General features: G+C 63.8%; 22 protein-coding genes, 2 tRNA genes and 1 pseudogene. 21 read left to right on the top strand and 4 right to left on the bottom strand.

Features of this window, described 5'->3' with window-relative positions; all coding sequences use genetic code 11:
• The 10 genes and pseudogenes from ACODTJ_RS10475 to ACODTJ_RS10430 form a co-directional block, all read left to right on the top strand.
• The gene (locus ACODTJ_RS10475; protein WP_488848616.1) at nucleotides 1-1,002 is read left to right on the top strand and encodes a LysR family transcriptional regulator; all 1,002 of its coding nucleotides are present in this window, start codon (nucleotides 1-3) and stop codon (nucleotides 1,000-1,002) included.
• A gap of 95 nt (nucleotides 1,003-1,097) precedes the next feature.
• Nucleotides 1,098-3,086: a conjugal transfer protein TraG gene (locus ACODTJ_RS10470; protein WP_142847956.1), complete on the top strand. Its 1,989-nt coding sequence runs from the start codon at nucleotides 1,098-1,100 to the stop codon at nucleotides 3,084-3,086.
• A gap of 10 nt (nucleotides 3,087-3,096) precedes the next feature.
• Nucleotides 3,097-3,570, top strand: coding sequence for a ribbon-helix-helix domain-containing protein (locus ACODTJ_RS10465; protein WP_142847955.1), 474 nt, complete (start codon nucleotides 3,097-3,099; stop codon nucleotides 3,568-3,570).
• Nucleotides 3,571-3,586: 16 nt separating this feature from the next.
• On the top strand, nucleotides 3,587-3,826 hold the full coding sequence (locus tag ACODTJ_RS10460) for a DUF4160 domain-containing protein (RefSeq protein WP_142847954.1): 240 nt from the start codon (nucleotides 3,587-3,589) through the stop codon (nucleotides 3,824-3,826).
• Complete coding sequence (locus ACODTJ_RS10455) at nucleotides 3,819-4,226, top strand: DUF2442 domain-containing protein (protein WP_142847953.1); 408 nt, start codon at nucleotides 3,819-3,821, stop codon at nucleotides 4,224-4,226. Before ACODTJ_RS10460 ends, ACODTJ_RS10455 begins: the two co-directional genes overlap by 8 nt.
• Nucleotides 4,227-4,417: 191 nt before the next feature.
• Complete coding sequence (gene trbB, locus ACODTJ_RS10450; protein ID WP_488848659.1) at nucleotides 4,418-5,413, top strand: P-type conjugative transfer ATPase TrbB; 996 nt, start codon at nucleotides 4,418-4,420, stop codon at nucleotides 5,411-5,413.
• Nucleotides 5,410-5,742, top strand: coding sequence for a TrbC/VirB2 family type IV secretion system protein (locus ACODTJ_RS10445; RefSeq protein WP_488848609.1), 333 nt, complete (start codon nucleotides 5,410-5,412; stop codon nucleotides 5,740-5,742). The genes trbB and ACODTJ_RS10445 overlap by 4 nt, the downstream gene beginning before the upstream one ends.
• Nucleotides 5,742-6,023 (top strand): VirB3 family type IV secretion system protein, encoded by a 282-nt coding sequence (locus ACODTJ_RS10440; RefSeq protein ID WP_488848607.1) that lies wholly within the window; start codon nucleotides 5,742-5,744, stop codon nucleotides 6,021-6,023. Before ACODTJ_RS10445 ends, ACODTJ_RS10440 begins: the two co-directional genes overlap by 1 nt.
• Nucleotides 6,024-6,033: 10 nt before the next feature.
• Nucleotides 6,034-8,526 carry a conjugal transfer protein TrbE gene (trbE, locus tag ACODTJ_RS10435; protein ID WP_488848605.1) on the top strand — a complete coding sequence of 831 codons (2,493 nt, stop codon included), beginning with the start codon at nucleotides 6,034-6,036 and terminating at the stop codon, nucleotides 8,524-8,526.
• A pseudogene (locus tag ACODTJ_RS10430) lies at nucleotides 8,523-8,861 on the top strand (TrbJ/VirB5 family protein); the annotation flags it as partial. The gene trbE and the pseudogene ACODTJ_RS10430, both read left to right, overlap by 4 nt.
• 220 nt (nucleotides 8,862-9,081) lie before the next feature.
• On the opposite strand, the gene ACODTJ_RS10425 reads toward ACODTJ_RS10430, so the two are convergent.
• Together ACODTJ_RS10425 and ACODTJ_RS10420 are read right to left on the bottom strand one after the other, a co-directional pair.
• A tRNA-Tyr gene (locus ACODTJ_RS10425) sits at nucleotides 9,082-9,173 on the bottom strand.
• A 27-nt stretch (nucleotides 9,174-9,200) separates the two neighbouring features.
• A tRNA-Ser gene (locus ACODTJ_RS10420) sits at nucleotides 9,201-9,289 on the bottom strand.
• 189 nt (nucleotides 9,290-9,478) lie between these two features.
• On the opposite strand from ACODTJ_RS10420, the gene ACODTJ_RS10415 reads away from it, so the two are divergent.
• On the top strand, nucleotides 9,479-10,282 hold the full coding sequence (locus ACODTJ_RS10415; protein ID WP_488848604.1) for an RNA ligase family protein: 804 nt from the start codon (nucleotides 9,479-9,481) through the stop codon (nucleotides 10,280-10,282).
• Nucleotides 10,283-10,285: 3 nt separating this feature from the next.
• Complete coding sequence (locus tag ACODTJ_RS10410; RefSeq protein ID WP_488848602.1) at nucleotides 10,286-11,500, top strand: AAA family ATPase; 1,215 nt, start codon at nucleotides 10,286-10,288, stop codon at nucleotides 11,498-11,500.
• Here ACODTJ_RS10410 and ACODTJ_RS10405 read toward each other — a convergent pair.
• Nucleotides 11,472-12,116, bottom strand: coding sequence for a hypothetical protein (locus ACODTJ_RS10405; protein ID WP_488848600.1), 645 nt, complete (start codon nucleotides 12,114-12,116; stop codon nucleotides 11,472-11,474). The genes ACODTJ_RS10410 and ACODTJ_RS10405 overlap by 29 nt on opposite strands.
• Nucleotides 12,117-12,236: 120 nt before the next feature.
• On the opposite strand from ACODTJ_RS10405, the gene ACODTJ_RS10400 reads away from it, so the two are divergent.
• The 8 genes from ACODTJ_RS10400 (at nucleotide 12,237) to ACODTJ_RS10365 (ending at nucleotide 17,972) form a co-directional block, all read left to right on the top strand.
• Complete coding sequence (locus ACODTJ_RS10400) at nucleotides 12,237-13,349, top strand: hypothetical protein (RefSeq protein ID WP_488848598.1); 1,113 nt, start codon at nucleotides 12,237-12,239, stop codon at nucleotides 13,347-13,349.
• 58 nt (nucleotides 13,350-13,407) lie between these two features.
• Entirely contained in the window at nucleotides 13,408-14,235 is an 828-nt protein-coding gene (locus tag ACODTJ_RS10395; RefSeq protein WP_488848595.1) for a DUF7007 domain-containing protein, read from the top strand.
• 87 nt (nucleotides 14,236-14,322) lie between these two features.
• The gene (locus tag ACODTJ_RS10390; protein WP_488848593.1) at nucleotides 14,323-14,733 is read left to right on the top strand and encodes a hypothetical protein; all 411 of its coding nucleotides are present in this window, start codon (nucleotides 14,323-14,325) and stop codon (nucleotides 14,731-14,733) included.
• Nucleotides 14,723-14,989 carry a hypothetical protein gene (locus tag ACODTJ_RS10385; RefSeq protein WP_488848591.1) on the top strand — a complete coding sequence of 89 codons (267 nt, stop codon included), beginning with the start codon at nucleotides 14,723-14,725 and terminating at the stop codon, nucleotides 14,987-14,989. Before ACODTJ_RS10390 ends, ACODTJ_RS10385 begins: the two co-directional genes overlap by 11 nt.
• Nucleotides 14,990-15,007: 18 nt before the next feature.
• Entirely contained in the window at nucleotides 15,008-15,466 is a 459-nt protein-coding gene (locus tag ACODTJ_RS10380; RefSeq protein ID WP_488848590.1) for a DUF6389 family protein, read from the top strand.
• 10 nt (nucleotides 15,467-15,476) lie between these two features.
• Nucleotides 15,477-15,944, top strand: coding sequence for a hypothetical protein (locus tag ACODTJ_RS10375; RefSeq protein WP_488848588.1), 468 nt, complete (start codon nucleotides 15,477-15,479; stop codon nucleotides 15,942-15,944).
• 190 nt (nucleotides 15,945-16,134) lie between these two features.
• Nucleotides 16,135-17,451 (top strand): hypothetical protein, encoded by a 1,317-nt coding sequence (locus ACODTJ_RS10370; RefSeq protein WP_488848585.1) that lies wholly within the window; start codon nucleotides 16,135-16,137, stop codon nucleotides 17,449-17,451.
• A complete protein-coding gene (locus ACODTJ_RS10365; protein ID WP_488848583.1) occupies nucleotides 17,448-17,972 on the top strand; it encodes a DUF4262 domain-containing protein in 525 nt (174 codons plus the stop codon). Before ACODTJ_RS10370 ends, ACODTJ_RS10365 begins: the two co-directional genes overlap by 4 nt.
• 210 nt (nucleotides 17,973-18,182) lie before the next feature.
• Here the strand turns inward: ACODTJ_RS10365 and ACODTJ_RS10360 are convergent, their stop codons facing one another.
• Nucleotides 18,183-19,208: a hypothetical protein gene (locus tag ACODTJ_RS10360; RefSeq protein WP_488848581.1), complete on the bottom strand. Its 1,026-nt coding sequence runs from the start codon at nucleotides 19,206-19,208 to the stop codon at nucleotides 18,183-18,185.
• 424 nt (nucleotides 19,209-19,632) lie between these two features.
• Between ACODTJ_RS10360 and ACODTJ_RS10355 the strand changes: the two genes are divergently transcribed.
• Nucleotides 19,633-21,366: a hypothetical protein gene (locus tag ACODTJ_RS10355; protein WP_488848579.1), complete on the top strand. Its 1,734-nt coding sequence runs from the start codon at nucleotides 19,633-19,635 to the stop codon at nucleotides 21,364-21,366.

Genomic DNA, 21,366 nt, shown 5'->3' with positions numbered 1-21,366 from the left:
ATGATTGATCGCCAAGGGGGCATGCCGACTGCGCTGGGGTCGCGCATCCCCCTTGCGTCGCTGATTCAGGCGCTCGCCGTCGCCGAATATCTCAGCTTCTACCGCGCTGCCCAGGCACTCGGCACCAGCCAGTCGAGCGTCAGCGCCCGGATCAGGGCATTGGAGGAAGAACTTGGCATCCTCCTGTTCGAGCGCAACACGCGAGGCGTCCGGCTCACCGAAGCCGGACGCCTGTTTGTCGAACGGGTGTCGGCCGGCGTCGATCAACTCGACCATGCCGTGAAGACCGCCGGCATGGCGGCGCAAGGGGAGTGCGGCCGGCTGCGCATCGGCATCCATGCCCTGATCCCGCGCAGCTTCCTCGCCGAACTGATCGGGCAATATCGCGAAGACCATCCCGGCATCGACGTGGAGATTATCGAAGGCACGGCCCGCGAGGCGGTGATGCAGCTTCGCGCCGACCGGCTGGATATAGCGTTCGTCGCCGGCACGCCGGAGCTGCCCGACTGCCATACCCGACCGATCTGGACCGAACCACTTCTGGCCGTGCTGCCGGAGGGGCATCAGCTCGCCGGGAAGCCTGCCGTCACCTGGGCCGATCTGGCGGGCGAGACCTTCCTTGTCCGGCACGGCGGCACCGGCCCGCAGGTGCATGACCATATCGTTCTGCGCCTCGCCGGGCGCTGGCCCGCGCCGTCGATCCTGCGCTTCGACGTGGGGCGCGGCACGCTGCTTTCCATGGTGGGAAAGAGCTTCGGCATCACCATCGTCGGCGCGGCAACGTCCCTGCTGCCGACGACCGGCATCGTCTTCCTGCCGTTCGCCGATGAACTGGAGCCGGTTCCGTTCTCGGCCGTCTGGTCGCCGTCCAACCGTAGCGCCATCTTGCCCGCGCGCAATGGATGGCGAATCAGGGCTACCGCAGAATCCTCGAACAAGCCTGCGACGAAGAACGGCGGGGCCGGACGCACTGACCCGACCCGTCCTATTTGCCGCCGATAGTATCCGGTAGCCCTCCGGCATCCTCTTTCCTGTTGCCTGTCCCATAATTGCCTACTCTCTGATCGGCTCCGTCCCTTTTGCAGACTGGAGCCTGGATGCGCGGAGGCCGAATCTTATGGGGCCAGATGGTGGTGGTTGCCACCATCGTTCTGGTGATGACGTGGGCGGCGACGCAATGGACGGCGTTCCGCCTCGGCTTCCAGTCCCAGCTTGGCAATCCGTGGTTCGAGCTGGTGGGCCTGCCGGTCTATTATCCGCCCGCCTTCTTCTGGTGGTGGTTTTCCTTCGACGCTTATGCGCCCGCGATCTTCGTGGAGGGCGGCATCATCGCGGTATCGGGCGGCTTCCTCGCCATCGCCGCCGCCATCCTCATGTCGATCATCCGGGCGCGAGAGGCGCGCAACGTCGCTACCTACGGTTCAGCGCGATGGGCCGAGGAAAGGGAAATCCGTGCGGCAGGATTGCTCGGCCCCGATGGCGTCGTACTTGGCAGGCATCCCAATGACTATCTGCGCCATGACGGTCCCGAGCATGTCCTTTGCTTCGCCCCGACCCGCAGCGGCAAGGGCGTCGGCTTGGTCGTCCCGACGCTGCTGACCTGGCCGGGAAGCTGTATCGTCCATGACATTAAAGGGGAGAATTGGACGCTGACAGCGGGCTTTCGCGCGCAGCACGGCCGCGTCCTGCTGTTCGACCCCACGAACGCGAAGTCCGCCGCCTACAATCCGCTGCTCGAAGTCCGGCAAGGCGAATGGGAAGTCCGCGACGTTCAGAACATCGCGGATATTCTGGTGGACCCGGAAGGCAGCCTCGACAAGCGCAACCATTGGGAAAAGACCAGCCACAGCCTGCTTGTCGGCGCAATCCTGCATGTTCTCTATGCCGAACCGGACAAGACGCTGGCGGGCGTCGCCAATTTCCTGTCCGACCCGCGCCGCCCCGTCGAGGCGACCTTGCGCGCGATGATGGACACGCCGCACCTGGGCGAAGCCGGTGTTCATCCCGTCATCGCGTCGTCGGCGCGGGAACTGCTCAACAAGAGCGAGAACGAGCGGTCGGGCGTTCTCAGCACCGCCATGTCCTATCTCGGCCTCTACCGCGATCCCGTGGTGGCGCGCGTCACGGCGCGGTGCGACTGGCGCATTGCCGATCTGGTCGGCAGCAAGGAGCCGGTCAGCCTCTACCTTGTCGTGCCGCCGTCCGACATCAACCGGACGAAGCCGCTGATCCGGCTGATCCTAAACCAGATCGGCAGGCGGTTGACCGAGGATTTGAACACGTCCGGCAAGCGCCACCGCCTGCTGCTCATGCTGGATGAGTTTCCCGCACTCGGCCGGCTCGACTTCTTTGAATCGGCGCTCGCCTTCATGGCCGGCTACGGGATGAAATCCTTCCTGATCGCGCAGAGCCTCAACCAGATCGAGAAGGCATACGGCGCAAACAACAGCGTCTTGGACAACTGCCACGTCCGCGTCGCCTTCGCCACGAACGACGAGAGGACCGCGAAACGGATCAGCGAAGCACTCGGCACCGCGACCGAGATGCGCGATTCCACCAACTACGCCGGGCATAGGCTGGCCCCGTGGCTCGGGCATTTGATGGTGTCGCGGCAGGAGACGGCCCGGCCGCTGCTCACGCCAGGCGAGGTGATGCAGCTTCCGCCATCCGACGAAATCGTCATGGTCGCGGGAACGCCGCCGATCCGGGCCATCAAAGCTCGCTATTTCGAGGATGCGCGGTTCATGGAACGCATCCTGACCCCGCCCGATCCGGCAGCCGGTCCCGCCGCAGCGAACCCGTCATCCGACGATTGGTCGAGCCGCGTGGTCGCAGCGGCGGGCCATCCCGCGACAGACGCCAGCGATAGGGCCGAAGGCGACCCGGCCAATGCCGGAATCCGCCGCGAGCCGGAATTGCCCGAGCATGAGGAAATCGTCGCGCCGCCGCCGTCGCCCACGCAGGAGTTCGACATTCTGGACGACGAACCGGACGTGGATGCGGCCAAGGCCCGCGCCATGCGCCAGCGCATGCGGATGGTCGCGCGGCAGGTCGCCATGAACCCTGATGACGGCATCGAGCTTTGAAGGAACGCCCATGACCACCCGCACCCGCATGAACGTCTATTTCGACCCGGAACTGCTCGAACAGGTCGAGATGTTGGCCCTGCGCCGGCAAGTGTCGAAATCCGCCATCGTCGAGGCCGCCGTAGCTTCCTTCCTGTCCGGCGACGCGGCGGATCGGCTGGAGGCGGCCATGTCGCGCCGCCTGGACAGGCTCGGCCGCCAGATCGACACGCTCGACGTAGATCTCGCCGTGCTCGGCGAGACCGTCGCGCTGTTCGTCCATTTCTGGTTGACCATCACCCCGCCGCTGGCAGATACGGCGCAAGCCTCGGCGCGCGCCAAGGGCGTCGAGCGGTTCGAGGGCTTCATGCTGACCCTCGGCAAGCGCCTTGCGACGGGCGACAGGTTTCTCAAGGAACTGTCCCGCGACATGCCCGCACTATCCATGCAGGATGGCGCGGTCGGCGAGATGGCTGCCGATGATTCCTTGAAAAACCCATCGTGATAGGTTATCTGGTTCTATGGTTACGATCCACCGCGCGCATGGGCTGCGCATCGTCATCTACACCGACGACCACGAGCCTGCCCATGTGCATGTGTTCGGCGATGGCCACGCCAAGATCAATCTGACCGGACCCGATGGCGGACCGGAACTGGTCTGGGCGGAGGACATGAAGCGGAACGAGGTGCGCCGCGCGATGGCCGTCGTGACCGAACACAGGGACGTGTTCCTGGCGCGATGGAGAGAGATACATGGTTGACCTGACCGATACCGCAATCGACGCCGCGCTGGAGCGGGGCTGCGCCGCACACGCCAACGAGCCGCGTGCGGCGGCTGCGCGCTATGACCGCTCTTCCGGTCGCGTGATCGTCGATCTTGAGAACGGTTGCACCTTCGCCTTTCCGCCACGTCTGGCGCAGGGGCTTGAGGCCGCGTCCGACGACCAGCTCGCCGCCGTCGAAATCCTCGGCCGGGGCTATGGCCTGCATTGGGAGGAACTGGACGTTGACCTTTCTCTGCCGGGCCTGATGGCGGGCCTCTTCGGCACGAAGGCATGGATGGTCCGCCGCGCCGGGCAAGCGACCTCGGCGGCCAAGGCCGCCGCGTCCCGCGCGAACGGAGCCAAGGGCGGGCGCCCACGCAAGGCGGCGAATCGGTAAAGCGCCAATCGCCGCCGATCCTGCGCGCGCACCCTCGAAACTACGACAACACAACCCGTCCTATTTACCGCCGATGGCCGCCGGTCGCCGCACGCGCGTAAATACTTGTTGAAGCAGCCCGATTTCGGGCTTTCTTAATCGACCCCGATGCGGGGACCGTCTGTTGCGCCCCGCCAGTGATCGGGGCCGACATGAATGCCAACCACCACAAACCGGAAGCGATCCAGCGTGGCGCGCGCATGTTGCGCACCGCACTCGGCCCGGCCATCGGACGGTTTCTCGAAGACCCGGCCGTGGTCGAGGTGATGCTGAATCCCGATGGCCGGCTTTGGGTGGACCGGCTCTCTGAGGGGCTTGCCGACACGGGCGAGCGCCTGTCCGCCGCCGATGGCGAACGTATCGTTCGGCTGGTCGCACATCATGTCGGCGCGGAGGTTCATGCCCGCAGCCCCCGCGTCTCGGCCGAACTGCCGGAGACCGGGGAGCGTTTCGAGGGCCTGCTTCCGCCCGTGGTCGCCGCGCCGGCCTTCGCCATCCGCAAGCCCGCCGTCGCGGTGTTTGGCCTCGACGACTATGTGGCCGCCGGCATCATGACCGCCGGTCAAGCGGAGACGCTACGCGAAGCCGTCGCGGCCCGCGCCAATATCCTGGTGGCGGGCGGCACCAGCACCGGCAAGACCACGCTGACCAACGCGCTGCTCGCCGAGGTAGCGAAGGGCGCGGATCGCGTCGTCATCATCGAGGACACGCGCGAGCTGCAATGCGCCGCGCCGAACCTTGTGGCGATGCGAACCAAGGATGGCGTCGCCAGCCTGTCGGACCTTGTGCGTTCCTCGCTGCGCCTGCGCCCCGACCGCATCCCCATCGGCGAAGTGCGCGGTCCCGAAGCCCTCGACCTGCTCAAAGCATGGGGAACCGGACACCCCGGCGGCATCGGCACCATCCATGCCGGTTCCGGCATCGGCGCGCTCCGTCGCCTTGAACAGCTCATCCAGGAGGCTGTCGTCACCGTCCCGCGCGCCCTGATCGCGGAAACCATCGACCTTGTTGCCGTCCTGTCCGGGCGCGGTTCCGCGCGCCGGCTGGCCGAACTCGCCCGCGTCGAGGGCCTGGGGCCGGACGGCGATTACCGCATCACGCATCCCATCCCTTTGGCAATCCCCACCAGCACAGGAGAATCTACATGATCCGCACGCTTTCGCGCGGCTGCCGCACCATGGCGACCGCCGCATCTACCCTTGTCATCAGTCTCATGCTCGCACCGGCCGCCCATGCGTCCGGTTCGTCGATGCCATGGGAGCAGCCTCTCCAACAGATTCTTCAAAGCATTGAGGGGCCGGTGGCCAAGATCATCGCGGTGATAATTATCATCGTGACCGGCCTGACACTGGCCTTCGGCGATACAGGCGGCGGTTTCCGCAAGCTGATCCAGATCGTGTTCGGCCTCAGCATCGCGTTCGCGGCCAGCTCGTTCTTTTTGAGCTTTTTCAGCTTCGGCGGCGGAGCGCTCATCTGATGGCGGGCGGCCTCGAACAACTCGACGCGGTGCCGGGCTTCACGGTCCCGGTCCACCGGGCGTTGACCGAGCATATTTTGCTCGGCGGCGCACCGCGCTCCATCGCCATCATGAACGGAACGCTGGCCGGGGCCGTGGGCCTCGGCCTGCGCCTCTGGCTGGTCGGCCTCGCCCTATGGGCCATCGGCCATTTCGCGGCCGTGTGGGCGGCGAAGCGCGATCCTCAATTCGTCGAGGTCGGGAGGCGGCATCTGCGCATCCCCGGCCATCTGGCGGTGTGAGGGCGCGGCCATGATGAACCTTGCCGAATACCGCCGCACCGCCACCCGGCTCGCCGACTATCTGCCATGGGCCGCGCTGGTCGGCTCCGGCGTCATCTTGAACAAGGACGGGAGTTTTCAGAGGACGGCGAAGTTTCGCGGTCCCGATCTGGATTCCGCCGTCGCGGCCGAGCTGGTCGCCGTCGCCGGCCGCATCAACAACGCCGTCCGCCGTCTCGGCTCCGGCTGGAGCATCTTCGTCGAGGCGCAGCGCAGCGAGGCGGCGACCTATCCCGACAGCACCTTTCCCGATCCCGCGTCGGCGCTGGTCGATGCGGAGCGCAAAGCCGGTTTCGAGGAAGCCGGCGTGCATTTCGTGTCCGGCTATTTCCTCACCTTCCTCTGGCTGCCGCCGGCCGAGGAAGCCGCGCGGGCGGAAAGCTGGCTCTATGAAGGCCGCGAGCAATCGGGGGTAAATCCGCACGAATTGCTGCGCGGTTTCGTGGATCGCACGGACCGCGTGCTGGCGCTGCTCGACGGCTTCATGCCCGAGTGCCGTTGGATGGATGACGGCGCGACGCTGACCTATCTCCATTCCACCATCTCGACCAACCGCCATCGCGTGCGCGTGCCCGAGGTGCCCATGCACCTCGACGCGCTGCTCGCCGACCAGCCGTTGACCGGTGGGCTGGAGCCGCGCCTTGGCGACGCACATCTGCGCGTCCTGACCATCGTCGGGTTCCCTACCGCGACGACGCCCGGCCTGCTCGACGAGATGAACCGGCTGCCGTTCCCTTATCGGTGGAGCACCCGCGCGATCCTGCTCGACAAGACCGATGCGACCCGGCTGCTGACCCGCATCCGTCGCCAATGGTTCGCCAAGCGCAAGAGCGTCGCCGCGATTCTGAAAGAGGTGATGACCAACGAGGCGTCCGCGCTTGTGGACACCGACGCCGCCAACAAGGCACTCGACGCCGACATGGCGTTGCAGGAGCTCGGGGCGGACGTGGCGGGCATGGCCTATGTCACGGCGACCGTCACCGTTTGGGATGCCGACCCGCGCCTTGCCGACGAGAAGCTGCGCCTGGTCGAGAAGATCGTTCAGGGCCGCGACTTCACCGCCATGGCCGAGACGGTCAACGCGGTTGACGCATGGCTCGGCAGCCTGCCCGGACATGCCTACGCGAACGTGCGGCAGCCACCCATCAGCACACTGAATCTCGCCCACATGATCCCGCTTTCAGCGGTGTGGGCGGGGCCGGAACGGGACGAGCATTTCGGCGACGCTCCATTGCTATACGCCAGGACCGAAGGCTCAACCCCGTTCCGGCTAAGTCTCCATGTCGGCGACGTAGGCCACACCCTTGTCGTCGGCCCCACAGGAGCGGGCAAGAGCGTGTTGCTCGCCCTCATGGCGCTCCAGTTCCGGCGCTACCAACGCAGCCAGGTCTTCGCCTTCGATTTCGGCGGCAGCATCCGCGCCGCCACGCTCGCCATGGCGGGGGACTGGCACGACCTGGGCGGCGGCCTGACCGATGGGGCGGAATCTTCCGTTTCCCTCCAGCCGCTCGCTCGCATCCAAGATACCTATGAACGGGCTTGGGCCGCCGACTGGATCGTGGCGATCCTCATGCGCGAAGGCATGACGATCACCCCGGAGGTGAAGGAACATATCTGGACGGCGCTGACCTCGCTGGCGTCCGCGCCAGTCGGAGAACGCACCATCACCGGCCTCGCGGTCCTGCTGCAAAGCAACGACCTCAAGCAAGCCCTTCGGCCCTATTGCGTCGGCGGTGCCTATGGTCGGCTGCTCGACGCCGAAACGGAACACCTTGGCGCGGCGGATGTGCAAGCCTTCGAGATCGAGGGCCTTGTCGGGACCGGCGCGGCCCCGGCGGTGCTGGCCTATCTCTTTCATCGCATTGGCGACCGGCTCGACGGGCGGCCGACGCTGCTCATCATCGACGAAGGCTGGCTTGCGCTGGACGACGAGGGGTTTGCCGGCCAGCTCCGCGAATGGCTGAAAACGCTGCGCAAGAAAAACGCCAGCGTCATCTTCGCCACGCAAAGCCTGTCCGACATCGACGGCAGCAACATCGCGCCCGCGATTATCGAGAGCTGCCCGACGCGGCTCCTGCTGCCGAACGAGCGGGCCATCGAACCGCAGATCACGGCCATTTATCGCCGCTTCGGCCTCAATGACCGCCAGATAGAAATCCTCGCAAGGGCCACGCCCAAGCGGGATTATTACTGCCAGTCACGGCGCGGCAATCGCCTGTTCGAGCTTGGCCTGTCCGAAGTCGGCCTCGCGCTCTGCGCCGCATCCGCCAAATCCGACCAGACGCTCATTGCGCAGATCGTCGCCGAACACGGCCGCGACGGCTTCCTCGCCGCATGGCTGCGCGAGCGCGGCGTCGAGTGGGCGGCCGAGCTGATCCCAAACCTCACCAATCTTGCCGACCGGCCGGAATCCTCCGCACCGGCCCGGCTCGATACCCACCCCACACAGGAGATTCTTCCATGACCTATTCCAAGATCGTCGGGGCCTCGGCCCTCGCGCTGGCGCTCGCCGTGCCCGTCGCGCTTTCGCCCATGCTGGCAAGCCCGGCCCATGCGCAATTCGGCTTCGGCCGCATCGTTTATGACCCGAGCAACTACGCGCAGAACGTCCTCACGGCAGCGCGCACGCTGGAGCAGATCAACAACCAGATTCAGAGCCTCCAGAACGAAGCGCAGATGCTCATCAATCAGGCCCGCAATCTGGCGAGCCTGCCACATAGCTCGCTCCAGCAGCTCCAGCAGAGCGTCCAGCGCACGCAGCAGCTTCTCAGGCAGGCACAGAACATCGCTTTCGAGGTCGGCTCCCCCGGTTGATCGCGCTCCGACTTTCTTGGCCGGTGCCATCTGACGGTTGTCGAAACCGCCTTCCTGCTTCGAGGAAGAGAGCCCGGGAGAACCAGGTTGGCTGCAGTCGGCCTTCCGAGCCGCTGCCTGCTGTCTCTTCCTATCTCGTCAGCGCCGAAGCGCTGTCCTCAGCATGCACGGAGCACCTCCGCGCTCAACATGCTCTGAGGAAATCTGGTGGATGATGGAAGGATTCGAACCCCATACCTATCAAAGGAGCAGATTTACAGTCTGCCGCGGGCTCGCCAGTCCCGACGTTCATCATCCGAAGGATCAATCCTTCAAGTTCGGCGGCGGTCGGCGCGAGATTTGAACTCGCGGCGGACGGTGACGCCCGCTGCTGCTTAGCAAGCAGCTGGTTTAAGCCTCTCACCCAGCCGACCTTCCGATTGAGGATCGCGGCACACCCTCGATAGGGCAGCGCAACTCCTCTGCTTGGGCTTCCGCCCAACATGAGCGCACCGGTGTGGCGACCGATGCGCGAGCCAAATTGTCAAACAGCGGTGGGTCAATCGATGACCCGGAAATGAAAAAGGCGAAGCCCCCGATCGGTGTCCGACGGGGGCTTCGCCTTGATCTTCAGTCTGTTGGGAGTTTGGGGCCTCAGGGGCTCCCGTCATCCGCACAGTTTCGACCATGCCCCGTCGCGCTCTGTTACGAGCCTGCGAGATGGAGAGCTGGTTTTCGAGGAGAAGCTCGATGGCGGCGAGGTCGGGATTTACCAGGACGAGGGCAATCTGCTCCTCCGGCATCGGGGCACAGTGCTCGGTGGTCACTCACGGGAGCCACAGTTCGATCTCCTGAAGGTCTGGGCTGCGGTCCACGACGGCTGGCTGCGGGATCTCGTTCGCGAGCGCTATGTCATCTACTGTGAGTGGCTGCACCGCGTGCACTGCGCCTATTACGACCTGCTCCCGCATTTCCTGTTCGAATACGACGTCTACGATCGGGAGACCGGGCGATATCTGGCAACGGATGAGCGGCACGCCCTGCTCGATGGCGCTCCGATGCCGTCGGTTCCGGTTGTCCATCGGGGACACCTGAAGGCCGATGCCGAGATCCAGAAGCTGGTACAACCCAGCCTCTTCAAGAGCTCTGACTGGCAGCGGAGCCTGGCCGAGCAATGTGTAGCGGCCGGCGTTGCTGCGTCCGACGCTGCGACCTGGATCGACATGACCAGCCTCCCCGAAGGCCTCTATGTGAAGCATGAGGTCGATGGTTGCGTCGTCGGGCGCTATAAGTGGATACGCGCCGAGTTTCTGGCGACCATAACCTCGGGAGCGCACTGGTCGCAGCGACCGGCTCTTGAGAATGGTCTCGCCCCCGGCATCGATATTCTGGCAGCTCCGTATTCCGGCGTTGCACTCCGAGGATAAGTCGTGACGACCTCATTCAAACAGGCGGGCTTCGAGGAGCTCGTGCAGCTTCTCGATCAGCCGCTCGGTTCGCCTCTCGCATGGGAGGCGATCGCGGCGCGCGTCCCATGGCATGCCGACATGGCAGCGTCCTCGCAGGACCCGGTCTATCATGCGGAGGGCGACGTCTGGACCCACACGGTGATGGTGGTCGAGGCGCTTCGGCAAGACGCTGCCCTGTGGGATCTCTCGGACTTCGATCGCCAGGCGCTCCTGGTCGCGGCGCTGCTGCATGACGTCGCCAAGCCGGAAACGCGCCTCGAGGAATTCTCGACCGAGCTCGGCAGGGTCAAGGTTTCGAATCCCCATCATGCGCTGAAGGGTGCGCGGGCGGCCTGGTCGTTTCTTTGGAAGCTTGGGGCCGACGTTGAAATGCGGGAGCGGGTCTTCGCCCTCGTCGCCTGGCACCAGCGTGTCTTCCATGTGCTGAGCAAGCCCGAGCCGCGCGACGAGTTCATCGCCTTCTCGCATCTGGCAACCTGGCGGGACCTCGTCATGCTGGCGCAGGCGGACAACCAAGGCCGGATAAGTCCCAACACGGAAGAGACCGCGATCGAGCTCGAATGCGTCCGCCTCGCGGCCGAGGAATTCGGCTGCCTGGATACTCCGTGGGCTTTCAGCAACGACGAAGCCCGGGTCATTTTCTGCCGGGAGACCGGAAAGTCACCGTTCTATGAGCCGCGGCCGCCGGCGGGAAGTCGCGTCTTCGTGCTGAGCGGCATTCCTGGCTCCGGAAAGAACACCTATGCCGCGAAGGCATTCCCGGGCCTGCCGCAAGTCTCGTTCGACGACCTGCGCGAAGACGAGGACGATCCGGGTCGCGTGATGCAGCTCGGATACGAGCGGGCGCGAGAGCACCTGCGGAAGAAACAGGCCTTCGTGTGGAATGCGACGAACACGAACAAGCTCATGCGCGATCGCATCATCTCCCTTGCTCGCAGCTATGACGCGCATGTCGAGGTTCACGCACTCGATACCCCCTACCAGACGGTGCTCAAGCAGAACCGTGACCGATTGGCGCAAGTGCCGGAGGAAGCGATCGAGCGCTTCATCGACAGGTGGCAGCCGCCGACCCCGCTCGAAGCCCATCAGGTGTTCTGGGTTTCGCCCGACCACACGCTACGGCCGGCCTTCGCCAATCTCGGGGCGGCTACCGCGCCAGGGCCGGCGGCCCCGTAAGATCGGCCGGCTGGTCTCGTTCGACCTCGGCTTCGCCGAGAAGGCGCTCCAGTCGTAGCGTCCCGCCTGGCACGGCGCGGGCCTTGAACCCGGCTTCGTCTCCATAGGCTGGGTACAGCACGATCGAGTTCGGCAGTTCGCCGCGGAGCCAGAAGCCGTGCGCTGTGCAGAGGTTGCTGAGCGCGCCGAGGAACACTCGGATCTTCTCCTCACGCTCTCTGGCTTGAGGGAGGTCGTCGAAGAGCTCGCAAAGGTGGTCTCCGGCGCGCTCGATCATCTTCTCGGTCGTGTCGGGCACCTCTGCCAGGAGAGCAGCCTCCGTCGTCGGCACCAGCCGAAGCGGGCCCATCCCGCCATATGGCCGGCGGAATTCGAGCTCTTCGACGACGCCCCGGATATCGCGCAGCTCACCAGCGTCAGTTCTCACGCCAGCGTGGATCAGCCGCCCTTCCTCTGTCCGCAGGATGACGAGCTCGGCGCCAGTGGCTCGGGCCAGCGCGATCGCCAGGGGAACGCAATGCCCGTGGAGATAGCCATTCTCGTAGTAGCCGGCGAGGATGCTGCGATCTTCTTCAGAAAGCGGAACGATCTCGATCAGAGCTGGCTGACGCGGCATAATAAGGCCCGTTCGTATCGGAAGATGCCCAGATGTGGGGCTGGGCGGTTGTCGATTGCAACCTCTAAGCCCAATCTTCGGTGGACGCCCCGACTGGCGCGTGAACATCGGGAGCTCGATTTGAACAAGCGGATCGTCAGCCTGCCGGCTGCTTATCGGGCCCAGGTCATCCCTCCCCGACACCGGAATCCCCAGCCCACGATGTTCCGCGAGAACGTCACGGTGGCGATCGCGGATTTGGCGTCGATCGAGGCTCCTCTCGGTGTCGAATGGATCCAGAATAGCCTGAAGGCGCGCTACAAGGTTGAAGGGCCTGCTCCCCGGATCGTCTCTCGGTTCCATGAGGGAAGGCACTATGGCGCCGTGCTGACTGGCGACGGATCTCCGCTGCGCGTTGACGACTTCCTCGCGGACGTCGAGCAGCCATCGCATTCCAATGGGGCAATCGGCGAACGCCGTTGGCGCAGATCCGATTATCCCGCCGTTCCGGGCCTCGATGCGCGGGCGCGCTTCTATCGCGACAACGCACTCACGCTCGAAACCCTGTCGGAAGCTGGCAAATTCGGGCGCATCGCGTCTTCCAGTCGCGAAGAAGACCTGACTGCTGGTCAAGATGCCTTGGCAAAAGGCCTGATCTTCGTCGACGGTTGTGTCTGGAGTACAGAAATTGCCGATGAGATGTGGTGGGGAGTTTACCGCTCCGCTGAGGCGATCGAGCTGATGGTCGGATATCGCCAGGAGATGCTGAGCTATTGCTCGCCGTTTCGTCTGGATCGCCGGGATGAAGCGCTCGCCTTCGCATCGCGTGTTGCGGAGCAATCCAACCTGCCCCTCAGCGTAACCGATGACGAGATCATCATTCACTCACCGGCCTCGATCGTGCGCGATGACCTGGTCATGCTCGCCGAGCAGATCACCGCCGGCGCCGGTCTATTCGTCACCAATGGGCAGCAAGGCTGGCCCGAAGAGATTTCCGTCGCGCGCCATGGCCTTCTGCAGCTTCGCTCGACTTCAAGAGCGGAGCGAGACCGCTCGTGGGCGGGCCAGGTGATCCAATATGCCGCAATTTTGCGGGCCGGGCTCTCATCGGTGAACGGCGACAGCCTGGCGGCCGATACGCTTCGAGGCATCGATCTCGGCATGCTTCGTTGGGAGTTGATGGAGAAAGGCCGGCACGCCGATATCGAGGCAATCATGGTGTCCGAGGCCGATCTCGCGACACTCGCGCTCTAGGCTTTGCGACTTTCATCGTTGGGGCGCAGCTTCGCGGGAGCATTTCCAGGAGCACGCCATGGCCGAGTGGACCACCAACGAGGACGGTAACCCGCAGATCTCGCACGAGGACGGGACATTCCGGATCGTTCCCGTTCCCGCTTACGGCAAGCGTATCCCGCCGGGCTTCGTGATCGAAGAGCTCGACACCCGTTATCGCTTCGCCGACCCAAACTGGGAGCGCAACGGCACTCGCCATGATTCCGTCGCCCTCGCGAAAAACGACGTCGCCTCGATCTTCGCCCACCGCAAGGAGCTGAAAGGCTTCAACCGGCAAGAGCGCTCATTCGGTCGCGGACGAGGACGCTCGACCCCCTGGGGCAAGGCAGACAGCTGCACAACCTATGCCCGCGGCGTTCAGGCCTATGGCACACCGAGTCATGGTGGCTTCCTGCTGTCGAAGAGCGCCAATGAACAGGTCCACCCCGCGTGGCGCAACGAAAAGGGTGCGTACGAGGAGGACAGCGAGGCGAACATTGTCGTCATCACCTTTCCCGCGCTGTTCACTCGCCGCGAGCAGGAGATGGCGCGTCGCGCTGCGATGAACGGTGATCCCCACCGCTTCATGGCCGCGACCGGCAAGGACGTTCCGCACGAGGCTTCGAGAAAGCTTCGTGAGGAGGCGTTCCTGGAAATTCACAAAGGATGCTGGATGGTGGTCTCGGCTTCGGGACGTGACGACGGGATGGTCGTCGTCACCGCCACTGTCGACGGTGTCCGTGACGCCAACGCCGAGCGCCGGACGTTCCTCGTTCCCAAAGACGACTATGTCATGACCGAGGGGCATTTCGTCGTCGATCTCACGCGGCACGCCGAACTGGAAGCCGAGTCCACCTTCACGCCTTGACGGTGGACGGCCAGGCTCCGGTTCTTGCTGAGACTTCAAGGATGGCCTACGCAATCCTTGAAGCGCGTTCCTGTGGTTGGTGAAACGATGAACGACACGCCCGGGCCGGAAGCCCCTCAGCAACCGGTTCCTTCCCCGGACATCCCTGCCCTGATCGAGCTGCTTCGTCCCCTCGCGGAGGCCGCCGCCGGCGCCGACACTGCCTCGGTGAACCGCGACGTTCTTATGCGCGCGAGCAAGCTCTATCACGAGCTCCGGTCACTGCCGCAGGTGCTTCATCTGAAGCGCCAGTCGACCTATGTGCGCCTTGGCAACGCCAAGCTCCAACTCGCATGCCCGCCCTCTCCCGACGGCTCCCGACCCGCTTTCGAGGGCAACAGCTTCACTGTCTATCGCTGCGACGCGGACGGCTCACTGCATGCGCGCTTCCAGGACGAATTCGAGGACGGGCGCTTTGTTCGCCGGCCCGAAACCGAAGGATCTCGCGATGCGGGCTGAGGCGATGACGGATCAGGAGTTCCTCAACTACTGCCGAGGAATGGCCGAGACGCCGCGGTGCGGTTTCGTCCCCGAGCAGATCGCGCGTCTCTACCGCCTCGCCGGCCATAGCGCCCTTGCTGACAGATGGGGCGAGCAGCCAAACGCGGTCTGCAACATGGATCGCTGGGCGATCCGCGACGCCGTGAAACAGGCGGAGGAGCGCATATTGAACCGGCCGAGGCAATCGGCGGAAGTCATCCCCTTCCCTGGCTAGGATACGAGCATCATGAGGATGGCTGGCTCCGCATCCGAGACTGAATATCGGGTCGCTCTCTCCACGATCTTGCGAACTCATGATGCGGCTGCGCTAGAACATCTGCGTGCGGCTCGGGATAGCCTCCCGTCCACCGCCAGAAAGCTGCTGGTCGGGGTCCACCCCGCGCAGGATGGCGAGGGCTATTTCGACGTGACCCTTCACCTGGACGGGCCCGATCTCTACGTCCTCAACCGAGCCATAGCCCCTCATCGCTCCCTCATTTCGGTGCGCAGCATCGGTGGCCGCCTTGAACCGGATGTTCCCCTGTTCTTCGATCCCGATGAGGTGAGTTTCTCTGTGAACGACAAGATCGTAGATATTTGCATGGAGTGGATCGATGAGCTTTGGGCAAAGTTCGGCGGCGCCGGCATTCCGGCATTCGTTTTCGGGGCCGACGGCTATGGCTCAGTCGAAATGAAGCCCTTGCTTCCCTGAAGCGTGATCGATGGACAGGATGGAACAAATGGGCCTCTCTTCCCGGTCGGTTCTCTGGGTATTCCTGGCGCTCGCCGGCTCTCCGGCGACGGCCGAGATCTATCCAACGATTTTCCCGGATGTGCGCGAGCTTGTGCTCGACTGGACCGTCACCCTGCCCGAGCGGCGCGCAGACGGGCTGGAGTACAACACCCGCATGGACTTCAAGCCCATCGGCAAAAAGCCGGTGACGCGGTGGGAGGTCGTGATCGAATGCGAGACGACGAACACGACGACGAGGCACTTCGAGATCAAGGGCGACGAAGGTCGTGCTGAGATTCGTGGAGGCAAGATGGTTCTCATCTTCCCGGAGCTCGGAACCGGCACCATGGAGCTGAAGGAGCCCATGCGCGTCACGATGGCGGACAAGCGCTGCGGCAGCGGCGTGCCCTGGATCGCGCCGTCCGAAAATTTCGGAACGACACAGCCGGCCCCTTAGCCGTCGCGGTCGAGCCTCTCAGGATCGGAGCTTTTGAATGCAGTGGTTTGACGTCGACAGGGCCGGCCTCGGCAAGCTTCTCGAACGCCGAGGCAAGTCCTTCGTCGGCGCGGAGCTCCTGCAGAACGCCTGGGACGCCGAAGGCGTAACCCGCGTCGAGTTCACTGCCGAAGCGGTGAAGGGACGCGCCTTGGTCGATCTCGTCGTCAAGGACGATAGCCCCCAGGGTTTCCACAACCTGACCCACTCCTTCACGCTCTTCTCGGAGTCCGTGAAAAAGAGCAACGCCAGCCTTCGTGGCCGTTTCAATCTCGGCGAAAAGCTGGTTCTGGCACTCTGCGATTCCGCAACGATCATGTCGACGAAGGGGACGATCGCCTTCAACGCCGACGGGCGCGCGTCGTTTCCCCGGCGGAAGACCGAAGTCGGAACCGAATTCAGGGCGCAGATTCGGATGACGCGTGACGAGCTAGCAGAGATGCTGGCCTTCGTTCGCGGCTTCATTCCTCCCGCCGGCGTGCAAACGCTGATCAATGGCGAACACCTGTTCCAGCGGCAGTCCCTGCGCAGCTTCCAGACGACGCTTCCGACCGAGCTCGCGGACGAGAACGGCGTTCTCCGGCGCTCCGCCCGCCGGTGCAGTGTCAACGTCTATATGCCTCAGGCCGGTCAGCCTGCCCGGATCTTCGAGTTGGGAATCCCGATCGTCGAGACCGGCGATCTGTTTGACGTCGACATCGGCCAGAAGGTTCCGTTGTCGCTCGAACGCGACTCGGTGACGCCTGCCTATCTCAGGGACGTTCGCGCCGCTGTCCTGTCGCACACCTCCGACCTGGTGCCTAAGGCGGAAGCGGGCGCTCCTTGGATCAATGACGCCATCGAGGACGAAGGCGTCTCAACCACGGCGGTCGCAGACGTCCTCAAAGCGCGCTACGGCGAGAAGATGGTCAGCTACGACCCCAGCGACCGTGAGGCCAACGATCGCGCCGTAGCTTTGGGGTATGCCGTCATCCATGGCGGCGCCTTCTCCGGCCAGGCGTGGACCCAGATCCGCGCAGCAGGGGTGCAGCCCGCCGGCCGGATCACGCCAACGCCGAAACCATTCAGCGAGGACGGTGAGCCCGCCAAACTCGCTGAGCGCACGCCGGCGATGGATGCGTTCGCCGGATTTTGCAAGGCGATGGCTCGCGAGCTGCTCGACACCGAGATCTCTGTCACCTTCTACAAGCGCTTCAACGCGGCCGCCGCTTACGGTCCTGGTCGCCTCTATTTCTGCGTGAGCGCGCTTGGCGAAGAGTTCTTCGAAGGCCCGCTCAATCGCCGGCAGCTCGACCTGCTGATTCACGAATTCGGACACCATCGCGAGATGAACCATCTCTCCCGAAATTTCAGCGACGCCCTGTCCGAGCTTGGCGCGCGCACGACGCTTCTGGCGATCGAGCGCCCCCACCTCTTCGACCTTGATGGCTACGGTCTTCGGGTCGAACCACCGGCGCCGCGCCGATGATCACGGCTTTCGACTTCCCTGACAGCGCGCTGAATTCCCACGACCATCGGTTTCTTGGGCACATCCGCGACAGCGGTTGGGCCGGCACGTCGGTCAGCGGAGGGCCGGGCCCCAGCTTTACCTACTCTACTGGAATGTGGTTCTCAGCCCAGCAGCCTGACCACATCATCTTCGGCTTCCCGCCGCATGTCGCGCACGCCGTGCTCTGGAAGGCATACCGTGATGCCAAAGAAGGGAAAGCCCTTGAGGTCGGATTCCCGACCGGCGAGCTCCTCGAAGACGTTCAAGTCTATGTTTTCGATGTCGACCAGGCGCGATATCGAGAGTTTCTCGGCTGGAGCGTCTGGTTCTATCGAGGTAGCGATTTTCCGACGCGACAGCTGGTCTGGCCGGACAAGAAAGGGATCTTCCCTTGGCAGAATGGCTTCGACGAGAGCCTGCGGCGCTACCAAGTCGACCTGACGCGCGACGGCTGGGAGAGATGCGTCCGCCCGACGCCCCGCGTCGCGACGCTGCACTAGTGGACCCCGAAGGATTGCGATCGCATTCCTTCATGATGGAAGAATCCACTTGCCAACGCCGGTCGCCTCCCCTACAAGGGCTCCAACGACGACGTCGAGGGATCTTCCCTTCGTTGTCTAGACGGCCATGAGCTGGATTTGGTGACGCCGGATGTACGCGCACCTCATCAGCTACATGGCCGTTCGCATTTTCGGGTCATCGTCCGCTCCTTAGCTGTCCGCGGGCAAAAGCGTGACCCGCTTGACCTTGCGAGCGGCGACGACTTCAAACCGCCTGACGACGATGTCATGTTCGTCGAAGGCTTCCTGGAAGTCAGGAGCGATCGGTTCGCCTGCCGGAAGCACGATGATGCGCTTCGGACCGCTGACGCCGTGGGTTAGAAGCTGTCCGATGGCCGTGTAGAGCACCTGGCGCTCAGTGCTGGTCTTCACCTCGTAGAGCTCGATCAAGCGGCCGCGTTCGCGGACGCACAGATCGATGAGCCCAGTGTTCGAGATCTCCTCGGCCTTGGTCTTCCGCGCGACGCGCTCATCGTAGAGCGCCTGGACCACGTCGCCGTGATAGCTGAGGTAGTCGATGGCGCCGCCGGCGCGCACGCCCCGCTTGCGTCCAGAAAACTCCTTTCGGTACCGATCATAGGCCTCGACCTTGGCCTGGAACTCCTCCGTTTCGAGCGCGCCGGCGACTGCAGCCTCCTTGAAGGCCGCGACCAGCTTCACGAAGCGCCAGATGCGGCCGGCGAGGTCAGGATCATCGATGCGTCCGATGACAATGCCTCCGCGGACGTCGCCCTCCCCGTCGGCTGTCGCCACCAGCTCGGATTTAGACCAGGCAAGGAAGGCCGACTTGCCGACACCCGGGCGGCCGCCGCCGATCTTCCCTGAGTGCATCAGGTAGATGGCTCCGCTCACCGGCTCCTGCGCGAAGTAGCCGGCGACCCGGGCGGTGTTGACGTGCAGCGCGATGTTGATTTCAACCGTGATGTTCTGGGCACTCGCTCCCTCTCGGAACACCCCAAACCCGTTCCAATAGCGCTTGGTCGACTCCTCTTGGTCAGGCGGGCTGAAAGCCGCCCAAAGATCCTCGACCCCGCCTGTGTAAACAGCGCGATCGAAGTTTCCAGCGGGAAAGCCGACGTTCAGCTCGCCTTTGTAGCCGAGCGCCGCGGTGATGGTGCGCTCCATCTGCGCCTGCGCGCGCTTCTTGGCGACCGTGTTGTCAACGAGTACGAACAAATCAGCGTCCCCCTGCGAGACACTGACTATACGGCAGCCGCCCGGATAGGGAATGGCAGAAATGACGATCGCAAACTGAGGCCAGGGCGCCTAGCCTAAGCCCATCCCCCAAAAAGGATCGATACATCAATCCTTTTGTTGACGCCCTGACTTCGCTCTGCCCAACTTGTGGGAAGGCGTTGAGAAGCCTTGCTGCCCACTATGGCGAAGCCTGACGGCATCTCTGGAAATTTGGCGTCCAAAATGGGTCGAGCGATCCAACAAGGACATCTGACCAGTGGGCGGTCCTGCTTAGGAGCTTGAGATGCGAATTCACTTTGCTAACGCGACTCACGTTGCCCGTGTTTCCAAGTCGTTGCGGAAGAGCCTCCTTGCGAGGCAAGTCGACGTGCCGCTCCACAGGTGCCAGGAAACTCTCGCGCGCATGGTCGGCTATGGTGACTGGCAGGACCTCATCAGGTCCGTCGGCGGCGCAGAATTGCCGTCAGTTCCGGACGAGCTCGCACCGATCGCGGTCCAGGCCGCTCGAACGCGTCAGTACATCTCGGTGTTGGTCGAGGGAGGGATCCCCGAACCAATTGCTCACGCCGTTATCACCGAACTCTCTCCCAGTTCCCGCCGGCTGACCCAGGTCGAGGAAGACGATATCGTTCTGCGTTATAGCGATGCCCCCCAGGGGCTCGACTTATCGCCGGCAGAGATTGCCCGGCGTCCCGGCATTCTCAATCTCCTTCGCCGCGCCCATTTTGCGGTCGTGAACGAGCCGTACTGGGCTGAGCTGTCCTCCTGGCGCGCCTTCAGAGAGATCGTTCCGTCGGCGGTCGAGAGGGTGTCTACGCTCAAAGGCAACATCGCCCATCCATGGTGGGGGCCCGCGTTAGCCGCGGCTCTCGCGGACAAGGGCGTTCCTCGTGCACTAAGCGGCCCGGCTCGTGATGGTGATCTGACCGCACTGTCGACGACGTTGGCTCGCTTGGAGCGCCGGGAGTTTATGTCGGTCGTTACCAACGTCACGAATCGCGTTGGCGTGAAACTTCTCGACGCCGAACCGCGGTTCTTCGAGATGCCTCTGAGCTGGTCGGAGCATCCGTGGACGCCCTACGAGCCACGTCCGAACGGTCCGTTCGGCCCTGCCGGTTGGGAAGATGTCGATGAGGGATCCTTCGTCGCCTTCGGCTTGCACGAGCATGAGATTTTCGAAGATTCGGGCCTTCGCATCAAGGCGAGCTCCGATCTGGATGACCCGGATGTCGAAGAGCTGTTGTGCTTCAATGGGCCGTCCCGAGCCGAAGTGAAGCGCTTCATGAGGGGGCCGGGAGGTCGGCTCGTCATGCTCAGTCAGGAAGATGGCTCGCCAATCATCGGGGCGCTGGTTCGGCGCGAGGCGAACTTCGAAGCCGGCGCCTATGGTGTTGAGTATCTGGGTACATTCTTTGATCACAACCTCGATGACGGCGTTCCTCTCGCAGAGTGGAAGAAAATCTTCGCCGCAGCTCTCGGGATCCAAATCCGTGAGGAAATCGAAGGAAATGCGAGGGGCGTACATCCCGGGACGACTGTTCGCATCACGTTCAAGGACGTCTCGAAGGAGCGGCAGAATGCGATCCTTCCGACGCTCGTCCTTGGCATGCGGGGACAATCGGAAATAGCTCGCGATGAGGGAGAACCCATCTTTAGCGAGGTTGTCTCACGACTTGATGCACGCGCCCTTTTCCCGTCGCGCACGGTGTCTGATCGGGACCGCGGGCCTTTGAAGCAGCTGGCTCGGATCGAGGAAAGTTCGTTCTTTCTCCACCCAGGTTCATCCCGGCCGGCGGCGATCGAACCTTGCGGGAATAGCATCGCCCTATGGCATGACGGCGGCTTCTTCAAATGGGGCGCTCTCCCCGTCGAGATGCGCCGACGGGCATCGGTCGAGGTGAAGGAGCTTTCTCAGTACGTCCGCATGCTGGGGCGTGATCACGACCTGCTCGATCCATGCCTCGTGCGCCTCCCGCGTGGAGCAACATTCCTTATGAACGACGAGGACTTTCACGCACTCCAGTTTGGCGAAAGGCCGAACTCGCTGCCGATAGTGCTTTCTGAGCCCGGCTGCCTGGAGCAGGACGTGCATGAAATTCTCTTCGAGTTTCCCACTCTCGCCGATCAGGAGGCCTGA

It is taken from the genome of Allobosea sp. FG18 (assembly GCF_057809495.1).
This window is presented reverse-complemented; position numbering and strand designations above follow the sequence as displayed.